At 63.2% G+C, this 19,711-nt stretch carries 16 protein-coding genes; 7 read left to right on the forward strand and 9 right to left on the reverse strand.

From position 1 onward, the window contains the following. Nucleotides 1-35 precede the first annotated feature (35 nt). Together lolD and N5D53_RS19760 are read right to left on the reverse strand one after the other, a co-directional pair. A complete protein-coding gene (gene lolD, locus N5D53_RS19755) occupies nt 36-719 on the reverse strand; it encodes a lipoprotein-releasing ABC transporter ATP-binding protein LolD (protein ID WP_172830932.1) in 684 nt (227 codons plus the stop codon). Nucleotides 720-726: 7 nt separating this feature from the next. After that, a complete protein-coding gene (locus tag N5D53_RS19760; protein ID WP_010953141.1) occupies nt 727-1,977 on the reverse strand; it encodes a lipoprotein-releasing ABC transporter permease subunit in 1,251 nt (416 codons plus the stop codon). 93 nt (nt 1,978-2,070) lie between these two features. Between N5D53_RS19760 and N5D53_RS19765 the strand changes: the two genes are divergently transcribed. Further along, nucleotides 2,071-2,655 carry a PilZ domain-containing protein gene (locus tag N5D53_RS19765; RefSeq protein ID WP_064491085.1) on the forward strand — a complete coding sequence of 195 codons (585 nt, stop codon included), beginning with the start codon at nt 2,071-2,073 and terminating at the stop codon, nt 2,653-2,655. A 31-nt stretch (nt 2,656-2,686) separates the two neighbouring features. Continuing rightward, a complete protein-coding gene (locus N5D53_RS19770) occupies nt 2,687-3,403 on the forward strand; it encodes a glycerophosphodiester phosphodiesterase family protein (protein ID WP_003248799.1) in 717 nt (238 codons plus the stop codon). 48 nt (nt 3,404-3,451) lie between these two features. On the opposite strand, the gene sthA is transcribed toward N5D53_RS19770, so the two are convergent. From sthA to N5D53_RS19785, 3 genes are all read right to left on the reverse strand, one after another. Beyond that, nucleotides 3,452-4,846: a Si-specific NAD(P)(+) transhydrogenase gene (sthA, locus tag N5D53_RS19775; protein WP_010953139.1), complete on the reverse strand. Its 1,395-nt coding sequence runs from the start codon at nt 4,844-4,846 to the stop codon at nt 3,452-3,454. 204 nt (nt 4,847-5,050) lie between these two features. Continuing rightward, complete coding sequence (locus N5D53_RS19780) at nt 5,051-6,049, reverse strand: FAD:protein FMN transferase (RefSeq protein WP_279840627.1); 999 nt, start codon at nt 6,047-6,049, stop codon at nt 5,051-5,053. A gap of 180 nt (nt 6,050-6,229) precedes the next feature. Next, nucleotides 6,230-7,693 carry a glyceraldehyde-3-phosphate dehydrogenase gene (locus N5D53_RS19785; protein WP_279840628.1) on the reverse strand — a complete coding sequence of 488 codons (1,464 nt, stop codon included), beginning with the start codon at nt 7,691-7,693 and terminating at the stop codon, nt 6,230-6,232. 167 nt (nt 7,694-7,860) lie between these two features. Here N5D53_RS19785 and mfd point away from each other — a divergent pair, with 167 nt between their 5' ends. From mfd to N5D53_RS19800, 3 genes are read left to right on the forward strand one after another with little or no spacing between them, the layout of a single operon-like run. Beyond that, nucleotides 7,861-11,310: a transcription-repair coupling factor gene (gene mfd / locus N5D53_RS19790; RefSeq protein ID WP_010953136.1), complete on the forward strand. Its 3,450-nt coding sequence runs from the start codon at nt 7,861-7,863 to the stop codon at nt 11,308-11,310. Nucleotides 11,311-11,319: 9 nt separating this feature from the next. After that, a complete protein-coding gene (locus N5D53_RS19795) occupies nt 11,320-11,892 on the forward strand; it encodes a peptidoglycan binding protein CsiV (protein ID WP_010953135.1) in 573 nt (190 codons plus the stop codon). 4 nt (nt 11,893-11,896) lie between these two features. Next, nucleotides 11,897-15,214 (forward strand): DEAD/DEAH box helicase, encoded by a 3,318-nt coding sequence (locus N5D53_RS19800; protein WP_104962206.1) that lies wholly within the window; start codon nt 11,897-11,899, stop codon nt 15,212-15,214. Nucleotides 15,215-15,508: 294 nt separating this feature from the next. Here N5D53_RS19800 and nagZ read toward each other — a convergent pair whose 3' ends face one another. Continuing rightward, complete coding sequence (gene nagZ / locus N5D53_RS19805; protein ID WP_177429914.1) at nt 15,509-16,507, reverse strand: beta-N-acetylhexosaminidase; 999 nt, start codon at nt 16,505-16,507, stop codon at nt 15,509-15,511. 189 nt (nt 16,508-16,696) lie between these two features. Continuing rightward, nucleotides 16,697-17,404: a TetR/AcrR family transcriptional regulator gene (locus N5D53_RS19810; RefSeq protein WP_010953132.1), complete on the reverse strand. Its 708-nt coding sequence runs from the start codon at nt 17,402-17,404 to the stop codon at nt 16,697-16,699. A gap of 285 nt (nt 17,405-17,689) precedes the next feature. Here N5D53_RS19810 and lexA point away from each other — a divergent pair, with 285 nt between their 5' ends. Both lexA and sulA read left to right on the forward strand, forming a co-directional pair. Further along, nucleotides 17,690-18,298, forward strand: a complete 609-nt coding sequence (gene lexA, locus N5D53_RS19815) for a transcriptional repressor LexA (RefSeq protein ID WP_010953131.1) — start codon at nt 17,690-17,692, stop codon at nt 18,296-18,298. A 13-nt stretch (nt 18,299-18,311) separates the two neighbouring features. Then, nucleotides 18,312-18,788: an SOS-induced cell division inhibitor SulA gene (sulA, locus tag N5D53_RS19820; RefSeq protein ID WP_014753928.1), complete on the forward strand. Its 477-nt coding sequence runs from the start codon at nt 18,312-18,314 to the stop codon at nt 18,786-18,788. 50 nt (nt 18,789-18,838) lie between these two features. Here the strand turns inward: sulA and N5D53_RS19825 are convergent, their stop codons facing one another. Beyond that, the gene (locus tag N5D53_RS19825) at nt 18,839-19,072 is read right to left on the reverse strand and encodes a hypothetical protein (protein WP_003248777.1); all 234 of its coding nucleotides are present in this window, start codon (nt 19,070-19,072) and stop codon (nt 18,839-18,841) included. 50 nt (nt 19,073-19,122) lie between these two features. Beyond that, the gene (locus N5D53_RS19830) at nt 19,123-19,638 is read right to left on the reverse strand and encodes a DUF6586 family protein (protein ID WP_003248773.1); all 516 of its coding nucleotides are present in this window, start codon (nt 19,636-19,638) and stop codon (nt 19,123-19,125) included. Nucleotides 19,639-19,711: the final 73 nt, after the last annotated feature.

The raw sequence follows: 19,711 nt of genomic DNA on the forward strand, positions 1-19,711 counted from the left end.
GAAAACGGGGCAGCACCTGCCACCCCGGCAGTCGATCAGATGGCCACCAGGTGGCCATCGTCGAGCTTCAGCACACGGTCCATCTGCCGCGCCAGGTTGAGGTCGTGGGTGACCACCAGGAATGCCGTGCGCGAAGCGCTGGACAGCTCCTGCATCAGCTCCTGGATGCCTTGGGCGGTATGGTGGTCGAGGTTACCGGTTGGCTCGTCGAGCATCACCAGGCCGGGGCGGTTGACCAGCGCCCGGGCAATCGCCACGCGCTGGCGTTCGCCGCCGGAAAGCTCGGCCGGCTTGTGGTTCAAGCGGTGGCCCAGGCCTACCCGCTTGAGCAGCGCCTCGGCACGCTCCCGTGCCTCGGGGATGGGCGTCCGGCCGATCAGCAGCGGCATGCACACGTTCTCGATGGCGGTGAATTCCGGCAGCAGATGGTGGAACTGGTAGACAAAGCCCAACTCGCGGTTGCGTAGCAGGCCACGGGCACGCTCGCCCAATGCCGACAACTCTTCGCCAGCCAGCCACACGCTGCCCTGGGTCGGCCGGTCGAGGCCGCCCAGCAGGTTGAGCAAGGTACTCTTGCCCGAGCCGGAACTGCCAACGATGGCCACCCGCTCACCGGCCCGCAGTTCCAGGTTGAGCCCGGACAGCACCTGCACCGACTCCGGGCCCTCGTCGTAGGACTTGCCCAGGTTGCGGCAACTCAGAACGGCTTTATCACTCATGCGCGACTCACTCATAACGTAGCGCCTCTGCAGGCTGGGTGCGGGCCGCACGCCAGGCCGGATACAGGGTGGCGAAGAAACTCAGGACCAGTGCCGCTCCACAGACCATGTACACGTCCTGGGCCAGGATCTGCGACGGCAGGTAATCGATGAAGTACACGTCGGCGTTGAGGAACTTGTGGCCGATCAGTGTCTCGATGCCGGCGATCGCCGCGCTCACGTTCAGCGCCGCGAAGATCCCGACCACGGCGCCGATCAGCGTACCGATCACCCCGATCACCGTGCCCTGGACCATGAAGATGAGCATGATCTGCCCGGGCGTGGCGCCCAGGGTGCGCAGGATGGCGATGTCGCCGCGCTTGTCGTTGACCACCATCACCAGGGTGGAAATGATGTTGAACGCCGCTACCGCCACGATCAGCAGCAACAGCAGGCCGATCATGGCCTTTTCCATACGGATCGCCTGGTACAGGTTGCCGTGGGTACGGGTCCAGTCACGGCTATAGAATTCCTGGTCGCCCAGCTGCTGGGCGATGCTCCAGGCTACGCGCGGCGCCTGGAACAGGTCGTCGAACTTCAGGCGCAGGCCCTGGACCTGGTCGGGCTTCCAGCGGTGCAGGCGGGACAGGTCGCTGATGTTGGTCAGGCCCAGGTAGCCGTCGATCTCCCCCGCGCCAACGTGGAAGGTGCCAACCACGGTGAAGCGCTTCATGCGCGGGAACATGCCGGCGGGCGTCACGCTGACCTCGGGGGCGACGAAGGTGAGCTTGTCGCCGATGGCAACGCCCAGCTTGGCCGCCGCCTTGTCGCCGATCATGATGCCCCACTCGCCCGGCGCCAACTGGTCCAGGCGGCCTTGCAGGACGAAGTTGTCGATGATCGACACCTCGCGCTCGCGAGCGGGGTCGATGCCATTGAGCAGCACCTTCTGCACCTTGCCATCATGGGTCAGCAGGCCCTGCATCTGGGTGAACGGCGCAACCGCTACCACCTGCGGATTCTGCTTTACTTGTTGGGCAAGGGCCTGCCAGTCGGCAATGGGCTGGCCGCTCTCCAGCGTGGCATGGGGAATCATCCCCAACACGCGGGTGCGCATCTCATGGTCGAAACCGTTCATCACCGACAGCACCACGATCATTACCACCACGCCCAGGGCGAGGCCGATCATCGAGGTCAGGGAAATGAACGAGACGAAGTGATTGCGACGTTTGGCACGGGTATAACGCGTGCCGATGAATGCGAAAAGAGGTCTGAACATGTCGGGGCTTGTTCGGATGAAAGGGAACGTCCTTGTGGCGAGGCGCCTACGGCGGCTTTACACTCGGACCACCGCCGCTACCTTGGGTTCGCCATGACGACATTAGACGAAGAAGATCGCCGCGAATACTACCGCATCGAAGATCGGATCGCACTTCAAATAAGCCCCCTTAGCGCGGCCGAAGCCCTTGAACCAGATGTGTTGCAAGATGATTCGCCGCTGTTCAACCTGCTCAGCGAGCTGCACCTGGCCGACTTCGAGTCGCAACACCTGTTGCGCCAGTTAAGCGACAAGGACCGCACCCTCGCCGCGTTCCTGCGGGCACAGAACAAGCGCCTCGACTTGCTCAGCGCGGTGGTTGGGCAAACCCTGCTTGGCGAGGTCGGCGAACCACTGCCGGTGGTCATTTCCGAAGGCGGCGTCGAATCCGTCCACGCCACACAGATTGCCCCCGGTACCCGGGTGAAAGTGAAAATGGTGCTGATGCCGCGCGCCCACGGCCTGCTGCTGCGCGGCAAGGTTACCCATTGCGACCCTCGCCCGGAGGGCGGCTTCGAGGTCGGTACCGAGTTCATCGACATGACCGACGCCCAACGACAACTGCTGGCCCGATACATCCTGCAGCGCCAGCAACAACAACGGCGCCAGCAGCTGGAACTGAACGACCCCGCCTCCTGAGCCAATTTTTCCCTGATTTGAAGGAACGAACGTGACCCTGATCTACGGCCATCGCGGCGCCAAGGGCGAAGCACCCGAGAACACCCTGAAGAGCTTTCAGCAATGCCTGTCCCATGGCGTGACCCGCTGCGAGCTGGACCTGCACTTGTCATCCGACAACGAACTGATGGTCATCCACGACCCCACCCTCAAGCGCACCACGGGCCGGCGCGGCAAAGTGGTCGAGCACCCGGCCGCCGAACTGGTCAAGATCGATGCCCGCAAAGGCGGCCCGGGCCATGTGCAGCCCTGCCCGATCCCGAAACTGGAAGAGCTGTTCGAAAAATGCCCGTTCGAACACTGGCAACTGGAGGTGAAAAGCGCCTCGCGCACCCGCGCGGCCACCACCGTCCTGGCGATCCGTGAACTGGCCCAGCAATATGGCCTGCTGGACAAGGTGACCATCACCTCCAGTTCACGCGAAGTACTGGGCGCCGCCCTGGAACTGGTGCCAGACGTGAAGCGCGGGCTGGTGGCCGAATACGCCTGGCTCGACCCGCTGAAGGTGGCACAGAACTACGGCTGCGAACTGCTGGCATTGAACTGGACGCTGTGCACCCCCGAGCGCCTGCTCAAAGCACAGGGCCAGGGTTTGCATGTGTCGGTGTGGACGGTCAACGAGCCGGCACTGATGCGCCGGCTGGCTGACTTTGGTGTGGACAGCCTGATTACAGACTTTCCCGGTTTGGCCAAGACCACCCTCGGGTAGGGTTGAAATCGGTCTCTCCGACCGGCTCAGGCCACCGGTCGGAGCCGCTCAAAAAAGCCGGTTCAGGCCGTCATAGGCAGCTACCCGATAGGCTTCAGCCATGGTCGGGTAGTTGAACGTCGTGTTGACGAAGTACTTCAGGTTGTTCTGCTCACCTGGCTGGTTCATGATCGCCTGTCCAATGTGGACGATTTCCGAAGCCTGGTAGCCGAAGCAATGCACGCCGAGGATTTCCAGGGTTTCGCGGTGGAACAGGATCTTCAGCATGCCCTGCGGCTCGCCGGCGATCTGCGCACGCGCCATGCTCTTGAAGAAGGCCTTGCCCACTTCGTACGGCACCTTGGCCTGGGTCAGCTCCTGCTCGTTCTTGCCGATCGAGCTGATCTCGGGAATGGTGTAGATACCCGTCGGCACGTCGTTGACGAAGCGCCAGCTGCCGTTATCGACAATGCTGCCAGCGGCCGACCGGCCCTGGTCATGAGCGGCACTGGCCAGGCTTGGCCAGCCGATCACGTCGCCGGCACCGTAGATGTTCGGCACGGTGGTACGGTAGGCCTCGTCGACCTCGATCTGGCCGCGGCTGTTCACCTTGATGCCGATGTTTTCCAGGCCCAGCTTGTCAGTGTTGCCGGTACGGCCGTTGCACCACAGCAAGGCGTCGGCCTTGATCTTCTTGCCCGACTTGAGGTGCAGGATCACCCCGTTGTCCAGGCCTTCGACGCGCTCGTACTCTTCGTTGTGGCGCACGGTGATGTTGTTGTTGCTGAAGTGGTAGCTCAGCGCCTGGGAAATTTCCGAATCGAGGAAGCTCAGCAGCTGGCCACGGTTGTCAACCAGCTCGACCAATACGCCCAGGCCACTGAAGATCGAAGCGTATTCGCAACCGATCACGCCGGCGCCGTACACGATCAGCTTGCGCGGGGTATGGCTGAGGCTGAGGATGGTGTCGCTGTCGTACACGCGCGGGTGGTGGAAGTCGATGTCGGCCGGGCGGTAGGGGCGCGAGCCGGTCGCGATGATGATGTGCTTGGCGTTGAGCTTCTCGACCACGCCATTCGGGCACACCACTTCCACGGTTTGCTCGTCGGCAAAGCTGCCGGTGCCGACGAACACGTCGACGCGGTTACGGGCATAGTAGCCGGTGCGCGATGCGACCTGCTTGGCGATGACCTTCTCGGCGCTTTTCAGCACGTCCGGGAACGAGAACCAGCGCGGCTCGCCGATGGCACGAAACATCGGGTTGGTGTTGAACTGCATGATCTGCCGCACCGAGTGACGCAGTGCCTTGGACGGAATGGTACCCAAGTGGGTGCAGTTGCCACCGACCTGGCGACGGTCATCGACCATCGCTACCTTGCGCCCTGCTTTGGCGGCGTTCATTGCCGCGCCTTCACCGGCCGGGCCGGAACCCAGCACCACTACGTCGTAGTTGTAGACAGCCATGCGTACTCCTTCAGAACTGGCCCGCAAGCCACGGTCGCTCGCGGGGCACGATCATGCCGCCGGGGCGCCATGAGAAAATTCGGGTGCAGTCTAATCAACCCTGAACGCCGCGCACATTAACCCTTGGTCGCGTCGTAGGCCAATTTTGCCCGCACTACATATGCTTCACCCATTCCCTGGCGGCAATCATCCCTGCTTGTGCTTTCACTGGCCTTTCACTGCCCGTTCGAACGCGGGCGTAGCTCGGGAGACGAAGCCTCCCTCTGCTCGAGTCACCAAAACCGCAGCCAGATCATGCGCCACGGCAAAATCCCAGCCTCGCTGTGGGCCCAGGATGAGCAGCAGCGTCGAATAGCCATCGGCCAGCAGTGCTGAGGCGTCCAGCACCGTAACGGCAGCCAGGTCATGTTCGACCGGGCGCCCGAGGCGGGCATCGAAGGTGTGCGAATAGCGCCGGCCATTCTGCTCGAAATAGTGCCGATAGTCACCCGAGGTTGATACTGAAAGGCTATTGACCGGAATGATCTGGCGGGCGATCTGACGGTCTTCGCGGGGCAGTTCCAGGGCAATACGCCAAGGGCTGCCGTCAGGCTTGCGGCCAACCGCCTTCAGCTCGCCAGTGGCCTCGGCGACAAAACTACTGATACCCATGGCCTGCAGGCGCGCAGCGATCAAGTCGACAGCATGACCGGCGACGATGCTGTTGAAGTCGAGTTGCACCGGGGCATCCTTGCACAGGGCTCGACCTTTGACGCGCAAGTGCTGGTAACCCACGCGCTGGCGTACCTGGGCCAGTGCCTGTGGTTCGGGTACCTGCTCGTGACGGGCCTGAGGGCCGAAGCCCCACAAGTCGAGCAATGGCTCTACCGTTAGATCGAAAGCGCCATCGCTCTGCTCGGCAAGGTGCTGGCCCAGGCTGACCAACGCGAGCATGTCAGGCGGCAGGGCCAGGCACTGGCCCGCAGGCAAGCGGTTGAACTGGCTTACGATGGAATCGCCGCGGTAGGTCGAGTAGTGGTGGTCGATTTCGTGCAGGATGGTTTCCACCGCCATCTGCACCTGGGCCGGCAGCGGGCCACCAGGCTCGCGGACGTACTGGATGCTGTAGCTGCTGCCCATGGTCGGGCCACCCAGGCGCTCCAGGGTGGGGCCTTGGTTGCAGGCGGTGAGTAGCAGCAGAATGAACAGTAGGGCTGTGCGCACAGTAGGGTTTCTCGGTTGCCGGTGCTGGCCTCTTCGCGGGTAAACCCACTCCTACAGGGGCAGTCCATAATCCTGTAGGAGCGGGTTTACCCGCGAAAGGGCCGGCACTGACAACACACATTCAGAATAAAAAAAACGGGAACCCGAAGGTTCCCGTTTTTTCATTGCCTTACAAGCGAATCAGCGTGGAAACGCTGGCGGGTTCACACCAGCCATGTCTTCCATCACACGAACCACCTGGCAGCTATAACCGAATTCGTTGTCGTACCAGACGTACAGAACAACGCGGTTGTCGTTGGCGATGGTCGCTTCTGCGTCAACCACACCGGCGTGGCGCGAGCCGACGAAGTCGGTCGAAACCACTTCCTGGGAGGCCACGTAGTCGATCTGCTTATGCAGCTCCGAGTGCATGGCGGCCTGGCGCAGGTACTCGTTGATCTCGTCGCGGGTGGTGGCCTTTTCCAGGTTCAGGTTCAGGATGGCCATCGAAACGTTCGGCGTCGGGACACGAATGGCGTTGCCGGTCAGCTTGCCCTTGAGCACTGGCAGTGCCTTGGCAGCAGCGGTGGCGGCGCCGGTTTCGGTGATTACCATGTTCAGCGGCGCGGCACGGCCACGGCGGCTGCCCTTGTGGAAGTTGTCGATCAGGTTCTGGTCGTTGGTGAACGAGTGAACGGTTTCGACGTGGCCGTTGACGATGCCGTACTGGTCGTTGATGGCCTTGAGCACCGGCACGATGGCGTTGGTGGTGCAGGAGGCCGCCGAGATGATCTTGTCATCGGCAGTGATATCACCGTGGTTGATACCGTGCACGATGTTCTTCAGCGCGCCCTTGCCAGGTGCGGTGAGGATCACGCGGGCAGCACCCGGGCAGGCCAGGTGCTGGCCCAGGCCGTCGGCGTCACGCCATACGCCGGTGTTGTCGACGATGAGCGCATTGTCGATGCCGTACTGGGTGTAGTCGACTTCGCTCGGGCTCTTGGCGTAGATAACCTGGATCAGGTTGCCGTTGGCAGTGATGGTGTTGTTGGCTTCGTCGATGGTGATGGTGCCATCGAACGGACCATGCACCGAGTCACGGCGCAGCAGGCTGGCACGCTTGACCAGGTCGTTTTCGGCGCCTTTGCGCACGACGATGGCACGCAGACGCAGGCCGTCACCACCACCGGTCTTCTCGATCAGGATGCGCGCCAGCAGGCGGCCGATGCGACCGAAGCCGTACAGGACAACGTCGGTGCCTTTGCGCGCCGAAGCGTTCTGCTGACCGACCACGTCGGCCAGCTCTTCACGGACGAACTGCTCGGCAGTGCGGCCATTGCCTTCCTGCTTGAACTTGTTGGCCAGCTTGCCCAGGTCGACCGATGCGGCGCCCAGTTTCAGCTCGCTCATGGCCTTGAGCAGGGGGAATGTCTCGTGGACGGACAGTTCGGTTTCGTCGGTTTGGCGGTGGCGCGCAAAGCGGTGCGCCTTGAGAATCGAGATAACCGAACGGTTGATCAGGCTGCGGCCATAAATCGAGCTCACCACATTGTTATTGCGGTAGAGCTGACCGATAAGCGGGATCATCGCTTCAGCCAGGGCTTCACGATCAATCCACTCACCAAGACACTGGTCGGGCTTCTGAGTCACGGGAACCTTCCACATGTAGGGACAGAAAAAAGGGGCTACATTATGACGCCCCAACGCGGAACCGGCAATGAGTGCCTGTCGCAGTGACGCAAGCCAGTGTTCATGCCCTTTCGAGCCTGACAGCCGGCACTGTCACCGGTACAATCGGTCTCTTTGCCGCAACGCTTGGAGTGCAATCTCCCGTGTCAGTTCTGCGCCTACCGCAAATGTCGGCCACGGCCGGCAAACAAACCTGGGGCAACCTGCCCGGTGCCGCCCTCAGCCTTGCCATCGCCGAAGCCGCCAGCAGCGCTGGCCGCTTCACCCTGCTGCTGACGGCCGACAGCCAGGCCGCCGACCGTCTGGAGCAGGAGCTGCGCTTCTTTGCCCCGGACCTGCCCGTGCTGCCGTTCCCCGACTGGGAAACCCTGCCCTACGACCTGTTCTCGCCGCACCAGGACATCATCTCCCAGCGCATCGCCAGCCTGTACCGCCTGCCGGAGCTGAGCCACGGCATCCTCGTGGTGCCGATCACCACCGCCCTGCACCGCCTGGCGCCCACGCGTTTTCTGCTGGGCAGCAGCCTGGTGCTGGATGTGGGCCAGACCATCGACGTGGAACAGATGCGCCTGCGCCTGGAGGCCAGCGGTTATCGTTGTGTCGACACCGTCTACGAGCATGGCGAGTTCGCCGTGCGCGGCGCGCTGATCGACCTGTTCCCGATGGGCAGCAAACTGCCCTACCGCATCGACCTGTTCGATAACGAGATCGAGACGCTGCGCACCTTCGACCCCGAGACCCAGCGCTCGATCGACAAGGTGGATTCGGTGCGCCTGCTGCCAGCACGCGAATTCCCGATGCAGAAGGAAGAAGTGACCCGCTTCAAGGCACGCTTTCGCGAGCGCTTCGACGTCGACTTCCGCCGCAGTGCAATCTTCCAGGACCTGGCCAGCGGCATCATCCCCGCCGGTATCGAGTACTACCTGCCGCTGTTCTTCGAAGAAACCTCGACCCTGTTCGACTACCTGCCGACCGACACCCAGGTGTTCTCGCTACCCGGTGTGGAACAGGCCGCCGAGCACTTCTGGAACGACGTGCGCGGGCGTTATGAAGACCGCCGCGGCGACCTCAGCCGGCCGCTGTTGCCGCCGGCCGAGCTGTTCCTGCCGGTGGAAGATTGCTTCGCCCGGCTCAAGCAGTGGCCCCGGGTGGTGGTCAGCAGCGAAGAGCTGGAGCCTGGCGTGGGCCGCGAGCGCTTCCCGGCGCGCGCCCTGCCCAACCTGGCCATCGAGGCCAAGGCCAACCAGCCGCTGGCCGAGCTGGCCAACTTCCTCGACCAGTTCCCCGGCCGCGTGCTCTTCACTGCCGAATCAGCGGGCCGCCGGGAAGTGCTGCTGGAACTGCTCGAACGGCTGAAGCTGCGCCCGCATACCGTCGAAGGCTGGGACGACTTCATTACCGGTGCCGAGCGCCTGGCGATCACCATCGCCCCGCTGGACGACGGCCTGCTGCTGGACGATCCAGGGTTGGCCCTGATTGCCGAAAGCCCACTGTTCGGCCAGCGGGTGATGCAGCGCCGGCGCCGTGACAAGCGCGGCGAAACCGCCAACGACGCGGTCATCAAGAACCTCACCGAGCTGCGCGAAGGCGCGCCGGTGGTGCACATCGACCATGGTGTCGGCCGCTACCTTGGCCTGGCCACCCTGGAAATCGACGGCCAGGCCGCCGAATTCCTGACGCTGGAATACGCCGAGAACGCCAAGCTGTATGTGCCGGTGGCCAACCTGCACCTGATCGCCCGCTACACCGGCAGCGATGACGCCCTGGCACCGCTGCACCGGCTAGGTTCGGAGGCCTGGCAGAAGGCCAAGCGCAAGGCCGCCGAACAGGTCCGCGACGTGGCCGCCGAACTGCTCGACATCTATGCTCGCCGCGCCGCGCGCAAGGGCTACGCGTTTGCCGACCCGTCGGCTGACTACGCCACCTTCAGCGCCGGCTTCCCGTTCGAGGAGACCCCGGACCAGCAGGCCGCCATCGAGGCCGTGCGCGCCGACATGCTGGCACCCAAGCCAATGGACCGCCTGGTCTGTGGCGACGTGGGCTTCGGCAAGACCGAAGTGGCCATGCGCGCGGCGTTCATCGCCGTGCACAGTGGCCGCCAGGTGGCCGTGCTGGTGCCCACCACCCTGCTTGCCCAGCAGCATTACAACAGCTTCCGCGACCGCTTTGCCGACTGGCCAGTGACCGTGGAAGTGATGAGCCGCTTCAAGTCGGCCAAGGAAGTGGCCGCCGCCGCCGCGGACCTTGCCGAAGGCAAGATCGACATCCTCATCGGCACCCACAAGCTGCTGCAGGACGACGTGCGCTTCAAGGACCTGGGCCTGGCCATCATCGATGAAGAGCACCGCTTTGGCGTGCGCCAGAAAGAACAGCTGAAGGCGCTGCGCAGCGAGGTCGATATCCTCACCCTGACCGCCACGCCGATTCCGCGCACGCTGAACATGGCGGTGGCGGGCATGCGCGACCTGTCGATCATCGCCACGCCGCCAGCACGCCGCCTGTCGGTGCGCACCTTCGTCATGGAACAGAACAAGAGCACGGTCAAGGAGGCGCTGCTGCGCGAACTGCTGCGCGGTGGCCAGGTGTATTACCTGCACAACGATGTGAAAACCATCGAAAAATGCGCCGCCGACCTTGCCGAGCTGGTGCCCGAGGCACGCATCGGCATCGGCCACGGGCAAATGCGCGAACGCGAGCTGGAACAGGTGATGAGCGATTTCTACCACAAGCGCTTCAACGTGCTGGTGGCCTCGACCATTATCGAAACCGGTATCGACGTGCCCAGCGCCAACACCATCGTCATCGAGCGCGCCGACAAGTTCGGCCTGGCCCAGCTGCACCAGCTGCGTGGCCGGGTTGGCCGTAGCCACCACCAGGCCTACGCCTACCTGCTTACACCTACCCGTCAGAAGGTGAGCGCCGACGCCGAAAAGCGTCTGGAGGCGATCGCCAACACGCAAGACCTTGGCGCAGGCTTTGTGCTGGCCACCAACGACCTGGAAATCCGCGGTGCCGGCGAGCTGCTGGGCGAAGGCCAGAGCGGGCAGATCCAGGCGGTGGGCTTCACCCTGTACATGGAAATGCTCGAACGTGCGGTCAAGGCAATCCGTAAAGGTACCCAGCCGAACCTTGAGCAACCACTGGGCGGCGGCCCGGAGATCAACCTGCGCCTGCCGGCACTGATCCCCGAGGACTACCTGCCTGACGTGCATGCGCGCCTGATCCTGTACAAACGCATCGCCTCGGCTGCCGACGAAGAAGGCCTCAAGGACTTGCAGGTGGAGATGATCGACCGCTTCGGCTTGTTGCCAGAGCCGACCAAGAACCTGATGCGCCTGACGTCACTCAAGCTGCACGCGGAAAAGCTCGGCATCAAGAAAGTCGATGCGGGGCCCAACGGTGGCAAGCTCGAGTTCGAAGCCGAAACACCGGTCGACCCACTGACCCTGATCAAGCTGATCCAGGGTCAGCCCAAACGTTACAAGTTCGAAGGGGCCACCCAGTTCCGCTTCCTGGTACCGATGGAACGCCCCGACGAACGTTTCAATACCCTGGAGGCGCTGTTCGAGCGCCTGACCCCACAGCCTGCCTAAGGAAGACTCATGCGTGCCATCCGTTGCCTGACCCTGCTGCTGGCGCTGTTCGCCCCAGCTGCCTTCGCCGAAGGCCTGTATCAGGTAGAAATGATTCTGGTGCGGCAGAACAGCGTGCCCGCCTTCACCAGCCCGTTCGCCCCCGAAGACTGGAGCGCTGGCGCCCCACGCCTGGCGAAAGATGCCGAGCGCCCCCCAGCACTGGAAGATGAAGCCACCCGCCTGGAAGCCACCGCCGACTACACGGTGCTGATGCACAAGGCCTGGCAACAGCAGGTGGGCAGCGAACCCAGCCGCATCGCCCTGGGCGAAGGCACCGAACAGTTCGGGCACTTCCCGATCGAAGGCAACCTGAGCATCGCTGAAGGCCGCTTCATCACCGTCGAGGCCAACTTCTGGGTCAACCAGCTGGATGGCAACGGCAGCGTGCTGCAAAGCGAGCAGTTCAGGCAGAGCAACAGCAACGTCAAGGGCGGCCAGCTGACCTTTCTCGACGGCGGGCACCTGGCGGTGCTGCTGAAGGTGACCCCACCAGGCACGCCGAAAATGCCGGTGATGGACCCGGAGATGATGGAGCAGTAAGCCCATGAAGGACGATGCCGCCGAAATGGTGAACGCCTATCCGAACTGGATTCAATCGTTCAGCAAAGCTGCCCTGCAGCGCGGTGAGCGCTATGCCGAGGAAGGCAGGGCCGAACTGGAAGGCATTCATGGGCCAACCATAACGGCCAGTTGCCAAGGGAGCGGCAGCAACCACTACCGGCAACACATCAAATTGCACGTAGCGGGCGGCCGCTGCCATGTGCGCGGTGACTGCGATTGCCCGGTACGGCAAAACTGCAAGCATTGCGCCGCTGTCCTTTTCTGCGTCAGCGAGCGATTTTCCAGCAGTAAGGACACGCAAGCCAACCCGGGCGCCTTGTCTGCCGAACTGCAGCACTGGTTGAGCGGCCTGGAGCAGGCCCCGCCCAAAGCCGACGCTACCGAAGACAAACGCGGGCGCATGGTGTGCTATCAGCTGCAACTTACCGACGATGCCGGCTGCGCCCTGCTTGTGCGCAAGGGCACGCGAACGGAGGACGGCATCCGCTTCAGCCGCGTCCAGTCCCTTTACGATTTTCTCTACGAGCCACCGCGCTTCGTAACAGACGAAGACATCCGCATTCTGCGCCTGCTCTCGGCCTTGAATCAGGGCGGCGGCCAGGATCGCGGCTACCGACTGAAGGGCCATGAAGGTGGCGAGCTGTTCCAGCGCGCCCTCGAAACCGGGCGGATGTTCTTCGATACCGACCTCCCCCTGCTTCATGAAGGCCCGGTGCGCCACGCCGAGTTTCGCTGGGTACGCCTGGACAACGGAAATTACCGGGGGCGGTGGTACAGCGGCGAAGCGATGCTGCGCTGCGTCATCCCGCTGCTGCCGCTTTACTACCTGGACCTGCCAACCCGTGAAGTGGGCAAGGTCGAGCACAGCCTGGATCCGCACGTCGCCGTGCAGCTGACTATTGCACCCGATGTACCGGAACACCTGGTCGTACCCCTGAGCCACAAGCTCAATGCCCTCAGCCACAAGGTGCCGACCCCGACGCAAGTGCAGGAGCAGTTGCTCGATAACATCCAGCCCAAGCCCCTTCTTGCTCTCGGCAGCCTTGAATACACCGCCTACATGCCAAAAACCGGTCGCATGCAACGGCAGATGCAACATCGCGCCGCATTGGCGTTCGATTATGACGGCTTGCAGGCCAGCGGCACTGACGAAAAGCCGCTGACCCGCCTGGCAGGCAGCACCAGCCAGCGCATTCGCCGCCAGCCTCAAGCCGAGCAGACGCTGCGCCAGATGCTGCGCGATTTCGGCTTCAAACCCGCCACACGGCAGAGCAAGGCCCTACCCGACAGTGCCGGCGAAATGCACCAGTTGCCTGACGACGAAGCCTGGCTGCGCTTTGCCCGCGAGGGCCTGCCGCGCCTGCGCGAAGCCGGCTGGGACATCGACATTCACCGCGACTTCGCCTTCAACCTGCAGGAGGTGGACGACTGGTATGCAACCATCGACGAAGCGCCCGGCCATGAATGGTTCGACCTGGAACTAGGCATCGTGGTCGATGGCCAGCGCCACAGCCTGCTGCCGATCGTGCTGCACCTGTTGCGCAGCAGCCCGGAGCTGCTACGCCCCAGCGAACTGGCCCGACGCAGTGACGATGAACACCTGTTGATCGACCTCAATCGCGGCCGTCTCGATGCCCCGGCTTTGCGCGTCGCCCTGCCCTACGGCCGCATCAAGGCAGTCATGGGCACCCTGGGCGAGCTCTACTTGCATGAGGACACGGCAGGCCCGTCCCTGCGCATGGAGCGTGCCGACGCCGCGCGCCTGAATGAAATCGAAGGCCTGCCCCTGCACTGGGAAGGTGGGGAGCACGTGCGCGACCTGGGCCGCCGCCTGCGCGATGCCCGGGACCTGCAGGTAGAACCGCCCATCGGGCTGCAGGCCAGCTTGCGCCCTTATCAGCAGCAAGGCCTGAACTGGCTGCAGGCCCTGCGCGAGATGGGTACCGGCGGCATCCTCGGCGACGACATGGGCCTGGGCAAGACCCTGCAGGCCTTGGCCCATCTGCTGCTGGAGAAACAGTCCGGGCGCCTGAGCGCACCGGCCCTGGCAGTCATGCCGACCAGCCTCATACCCAACTGGCTGGACGAAGCCCAGCGCTTCGCCCCCGACCTGCGCGTCCTGGCACTGCATGGGCCGGGGCGCAGCAAGCACTTCACCAAGCTGCATGAGTACGATCTGGTCCTGACCACTTACGCCCTGATGCCGCGCGACCTCGAACAGCTGCGCCCCCAGGCCTGGCACGTGCTGATACTGGACGAGGCGCAAAACATCAAGAGCAGCAGCAGCAAGGCTGCCCTCGCCGTCTGCGAGCTACAGGCCGGGCAGCGTTTGTGCCTGACCGGCACGCCGATGGAAAACAACCTGGGCGAACTGTGGTCGATTTTCCACTTCCTGATGCCCGGCTGGCTGGGCGACCTGAAGCGCTTCAACCAGGATTACCGCAACCCGATCGAACGCCACGGTGACAGCGAGCGCATGGCCCACCTGGCCAGCCGCATCCGGCCGTTCCTGCTGCGCCGCACCAAGGAGCAGGTGGCCACAGAACTGCCGGCCAAGACCGAAATGGTGCACTGGGTCGAGCTCAGTGATGCCCAGCGCGATACGTATGAAGCCGTGCGAGTGGCCATGGACCAGAAGGTCCGCGACGAAATCGCCCGCAATGGCGCCGCACGCAGCCAGATCGTGATCCTCGACGCGTTGCTCAAGCTGCGCCAGGTGTGCTGTGACCTGCGTCTGGTCAAGGGGGTAGAAAGCAAAGGCAACCAGGCCGACAAGGGCAAGCTGGGTGCGCTGCTGGAGATGCTCGAAGAACTGCTCAGCGAAGGGCGCCGGGTTTTGTTGTTCTCACAGTTCACCTCGATGCTGGCGCTGATCGAGCAGGAGCTCGAGAAGCGCAAAATCCGCTACAGCCTGCTGACCGGCGACACTCGCGACCGTCGCACACCAGTGCAGCAGTTCCAGCAAGGTGAAAGCGAAGTGTTCCTGATCAGCCTCAAGGCGGGGGGCGTAGGCTTGAACCTGACGGCGGCGGACACCGTGATCCACTTCGACCCCTGGTGGAACCCGGCCAGCGAAAACCAGGCTACCGACCGTGCCTACCGCATCGGCCAGGACAAACCGGTGTTCGTGTTCAAGCTGATTACCCGGGGGACGGTGGAAGAGAAGATCCAGTTGTTGCAGCAGGAAAAGGCAGCACTGGCAGCCAGCCTGCTGGACGGCGGGCAGGCTGGGCAGTGGCGGCTTGGCGATGAAGAAATCGAGGCCCTGTTTGCGCCATTGCCTGGGAAACGCGGGCGGTAGGCCAAAGGGGAATAGAGCGTAGGAGCGGGTTCACCCGCGAAAGGGCCGGGCCTGCTGGCCAAGTTCCACCTGCCGCTCACCGTTGCCGCCGCTACCGTATTCGCGGGTAAACCCGCTCCTACAACGGATCAGGGGTGGACACAGGTCGGTGGTTGGACGCAGGCCGCGTGTAGGAGCGGGTTTACCCGCGAAAGGGCCGGTCCTGCCGACCAATCTCCACCCGCCATTAACCGTTGCCGTCGCTACCGTATTCGCAGGTAAACCCGACTTGTGGGAACGAACAGGCCCGCGCAGTCAATCGACCAGCTGAGCTTCCTTCAACGCCCCCAACGCCTCCTGCCAGCGCGGCTGCTGGCGATAATCGGTCCGCGCAAAACCTTGCCCGCGCATCCGCGCAATCCGCGGCGACGGTTTGACCTTCAACCGCTGCGCCGCACTCAGCGCCAGCTCCGCCGCCGCCCGGTCATTGCACACTAGGCCCATATCACAACCGGCGCTCAGCGCCGCTTCGATACGGCTGGCTGCATCGCCCACCACATGCGCACCGGCCATCGACAGGTCATCACTGAAGATCACCCCGTCAAAGCCCAGCTCGCCACGCAGGATGTCCTGCAACCAACGCCGCGAGAAGCCAGCGGGCTGGTTGTCAACCTGCGGGTAGATGACATGCGCTGGCATCACTGCCGCCAGCTGCCCACTCAGGCGGGTAAACGGCACCAGGTCGGCCTGGCGCAGTTGTTCCAGGCTGCGTTCATCAGTGGGGATGGCCACGTGCGAATCGGCTTCGGCCCAGCCATGCCCCGGGAAATGCTTGCCACAGGCAGCCATACCCGCCGCATTCATGCCACGGATGAACGCGCCGGCCAAGCGCGTTGCAAGCAGCGGGTCACCCTCGAAGGCGCGGCTGCCCACCACGGCGCTACGCTGGTGGTCCAGGTCGAGCACCGGAGCGAAGCTGAGGTCCAGGCCAACCGCCAGCACCTCGGTCGCCATCAGCCAGCCGCACTGCTCAGCCAGGTACTCGGCATTGTCGTTATCGGCCAGCGCACGCATGGCTGGCAGGCGCACAAAGCCCTGGCGCAGACGCTGTACGCGCCCGCCTTCCTGGTCCACTGCCAGGATCAGATCAGGGCGAATGGCGCGGATGGACGCGCACAGTTCGCGCACCTGGCGCGGGTTGTCGATATTGCGGGCGAAGATGATCAGGCCAGCCACTTCCGGCTGGCGAAGCAGTTGACGGTCTTCGGCGGTCAGCCATTTACCGGCGATATCCACCATCAGGGAGCCTTGCAGGCTGACAGTCATGGGTAATCCTTCATTGAAGACAGAGAGAGGCCCACCGAGGGGCAGCAGACACCGGCAGACACGCGCCGTTGGCCACAGGCGAAGCCATACAGGCACTGGTCAGCAAGGGAGATGCGAAGTAGATCGAAATCGGGCATGGGCGCTAGCTTAGCGGAAGCGCCCCGCCACGCCCAGCCTTCAGGCCTTGGCGGTAGCCGAACCGGTCTTTGTGCGCGGGCGTAGCTGCGCAGTGGCCATCGCCTCGTCGGTCACACCGCTGTCAGCGCGCATGCCTGCCGCCAGGAACGGCACCATCAGGCGCATCACCTGCTCGATCGAGGTGTTGATGCCGAAGTCGGTCTCGGCAATCGCCCGCAGGGCCTTGATACCGGACATGCTGAAGGCCGCGGCACCCAGCATGAAGTGCACACGCCAGAACAGTTCCAGTGGCGGAATGCGTGGCGCAGCCTCGTTCACCAGCAGCATGTAGCGGCGGAACACCTTGCCGTACATGTCTTCCAGATAGCGCCGCAGGTGACCCTGGCTCTGGCTGAACGCCAGGCCCAGCAGGCGCATGAAGATCGACAGGTCGTTGTTGCTGCGCGGCTGCACGGCCAGCGCCTGCTCTACGAGCATTTCCAGCAGTTCTTCGAGGCTGGGCTTGTGCTCCGGCTTGGCCTGGCGGCGCTCCAGCTCACGCTCCAGACTGGCGCAGAATGGGCCGAGGAAACGCGAGAAAACGGCCTGGATCAGCGCCTTCTTGGAGCCGAAATGATAGTTGACTGCCGCCAGGTTGACCCCGGCCTTGCTGGTAATCAGCCGCAACGAGGTTTCGGCGAACCCCCTTTCCGCGAACAGCTGCTCGGCAGCGTCGAGAATGCGTTCAACGGTTTCCGATTGGGCCATGACTACTCCGACTACTCCGTCAGACAAACAGGTGTTTGAAACATACGTTTCAGCCCTGCTTCTGTCAAGGCTCGGTGACTGGGCGGTCGCCATTTAAAAGGTGCAAGCTGGAAGCTGCAAGCGTGAAGTGACAGCAACACCCGCCGGATATCGCGAAATCGCTTCTGGGGTGGCTGAAAAGCGCAGGAGGACTGCCGTTTCGCCCTTTCTTGCAGCTTGGCGCTTGCAGCGGGCCCGACACTGTATATAATCCCAGTCACTGTACAAAAAGACAGAGCGCTTACCATGTTGAAACTGACGCCACGCCAAGCCGAAATTCTCGCGTTCATCAAGCGCTGCCTGGAAGACAACGGCTTCCCGCCTACCCGCGCCGAGATTGCTCAGGAGCTGGGCTTCAAGTCGCCCAATGCCGCCGAGGAGCACCTCAAGGCCCTTGCCCGCAAGGGCGCGATCGAAATGACGCCGGGCGCTTCCCGCGGCATCCGCATCCCTGGCCTGGAAGCCAAGGCCGAAGAAGCCGGCCTGCCCATCATCGGCCGGGTCGCTGCCGGTGCGCCGATTCTTGCCGAACAGCACATCGAGCAATCCTGCAACATCAACCCTGCCTTCTTCCACCCCCAAGCCGACTATTTGCTGCGCGTACACGGCATGAGCATGAAGGACGTCGGCATCTTCGACGGTGACCTGCTGGCGGTGCACACCTGCCGTGAAGCCCGCAACGGCCAGATCGTTGTGGCGCGCATCGGTGACGAAGTCACCGTCAAGCGCTTCAAGCGCGAAGGCAGCAAAGTCTGGCTGCTTGCCGAAAACCCCGAATTCGCCCCCATCGAAGTCGACCTGAAAGAACAGGAGCTGGTGATCGAGGGCTTGAGCGTCGGCGTCATTCGCCGCTGATCCAGGAGGCGTCATGCAGCAGTTCATTCACGCACCCGAGCAAGCCCAGTTGCCCCTGTTCGAAGCATTCCTCGCCCAGCCCGTGCTGCCAGGCCTGAAAGCCAGGGAACCGGCGCGCAAGAGCAGCCAGCCCGAGCTGTTCAGCGAACTGTCGCTGCGCGGCGCCCCTGGCCACTGCCAAAGCCTGCTGGCCCCCGTGCTGCGCGAACTGAGCGAAGAGGACGAGGCCCGCTGGCTGACCCTGATCGCCCCACCGCCAAGCCTGACCCAGGCCTGGCTGCGCGATGCCGGGCTCAACCGTGAACGTATTCTGCTGCTGCAACCCCGCAGCAATCAAAGCGCGCTGCAACTGGCCTGTGAGGCTTTGCACCTGGGCCTCAGCCACACCGTGGTGAGCTGGCTGGGCAACGTCAATGCCACTGCACGCCAACAACTGCTACGTGCAGCCAGTGCCGGAAACGCACAAAGCCTGAACATCCGCCTCGGCTGATGTTCAGGCTTTGCCTGTCACTTCAAATAGCCTGATACGCTGCTGCACACTCAGTGCAGCACACGCGGCCCTTCATCACGCTCGAGCTCGCCATCCATCAGGCGACCGGCCATCTGCACGCCCACACTGAGCATGGCCTTTGCCACTTCCACATGCTGACCCTGCAGGAACACCTTGGCGTCTTCCGAGAAATCCAGGGTTACCAGAGAGCCCTCATCCTCGGCGCGACGAAGTTCGATGCGGCCGTCAGGCAACTCGACAATTTCCAGAAAAGACGTAGACATAAATGGCAGTTCTCCGCGAAAGGCGATTATTGTACCAGCCGTTGCGGCTATCAGCACTCACTCAACGCGTCACGGAAACGTCTCACCAAACTTTTAAGGTCATTGCGCCAGCTTTCCAGCTCGGCACGCGACAGCGCTGGATGCTCAGGCTCATCAAGATTGACAGCTTGAATCAGGGGCTGGGTAACGTCGGTTTTCGGCGCTTTTCTGGCGACCGGTGGTCGGAACAAATCGGCATAAGCACCGAGCATTTGCGCCAGCCAGGTTTCCCGCTGGCGGGCCAGCTCCAGCAACTCGGCCACTTCCGGGATGGCGATACCGTTCAGGGCATCGTCAGCCAGGGCTTGCTCCACCGTTGCGACAACCGGCAGGCGGTAAAAGCCCCCGATCTCATGGCACAGCCCCAACAAAGCGCCATACAGGTGGAACAGCGCCGACTCGCGCTCAGCCTGGACCAGACCTTGGGCATTCATGGCCTGGCTTTGTTCAGCCTTGGCCATGGACTCGAGGGCGAGGCCGGCGAAGAACAGTTTCTGGTTGGTACGGGTGTAGAGTTCCTGGGCCATTTCAGTGCCCTCCCATAAGGCTACAAGGCGGATATCTGCATCATAAATGATTGGGGCCGCTTTGCGCCCCTTC

The organism is Pseudomonas sp. GD03862 (assembly GCF_029840855.1).
Lineage (GTDB): Bacteria > Pseudomonadota > Gammaproteobacteria > Pseudomonadales > Pseudomonadaceae > Aquipseudomonas > Aquipseudomonas alloputida.

What these genes read in the sequence shown, in the direction of transcription:
- lolD (WP_172830932.1), bottom strand. Translation starts at nt 719, where the DNA reads ATGAGTGATAAAGCCGTTCTGAGTTGCCGCAACCTGGGCAAGTCCTAC.
- N5D53_RS19760 (WP_010953141.1), bottom strand. Translation starts at nt 1,977, where the DNA reads ATGTTCAGACCTCTTTTCGCATTCATCGGCACGCGTTATACCCGTGCC.
- N5D53_RS19765 (WP_064491085.1), top strand. Translation starts at nt 2,071, where the DNA reads ATGACGACATTAGACGAAGAAGATCGCCGCGAATACTACCGCATCGAA.
- sthA (WP_010953139.1), bottom strand. Translation starts at nt 4,846, where the DNA reads ATGGCTGTCTACAACTACGACGTAGTGGTGCTGGGTTCCGGCCCGGCC.
- N5D53_RS19785 (WP_279840628.1), bottom strand. Translation starts at nt 7,693, where the DNA reads ATGTGGAAGGTTCCCGTGACTCAGAAGCCCGACCAGTGTCTTGGTGAG.
- N5D53_RS19795 (WP_010953135.1), top strand. Translation starts at nt 11,320, where the DNA reads ATGCGTGCCATCCGTTGCCTGACCCTGCTGCTGGCGCTGTTCGCCCCA.
- N5D53_RS19800 (WP_104962206.1), top strand. Translation starts at nt 11,897, where the DNA reads ATGAAGGACGATGCCGCCGAAATGGTGAACGCCTATCCGAACTGGATT.
- N5D53_RS19810 (WP_010953132.1), bottom strand. Translation starts at nt 17,404, where the DNA reads ATGGCCCAATCGGAAACCGTTGAACGCATTCTCGACGCTGCCGAGCAG.
- lexA (WP_010953131.1), top strand. Translation starts at nt 17,690, where the DNA reads ATGTTGAAACTGACGCCACGCCAAGCCGAAATTCTCGCGTTCATCAAG.
- sulA (WP_014753928.1), top strand. Translation starts at nt 18,312, where the DNA reads ATGCAGCAGTTCATTCACGCACCCGAGCAAGCCCAGTTGCCCCTGTTC.
- N5D53_RS19825 (WP_003248777.1), bottom strand. Translation starts at nt 19,072, where the DNA reads ATGTCTACGTCTTTTCTGGAAATTGTCGAGTTGCCTGACGGCCGCATC.
- N5D53_RS19830 (WP_003248773.1), bottom strand. Translation starts at nt 19,638, where the DNA reads ATGGCCCAGGAACTCTACACCCGTACCAACCAGAAACTGTTCTTCGCC.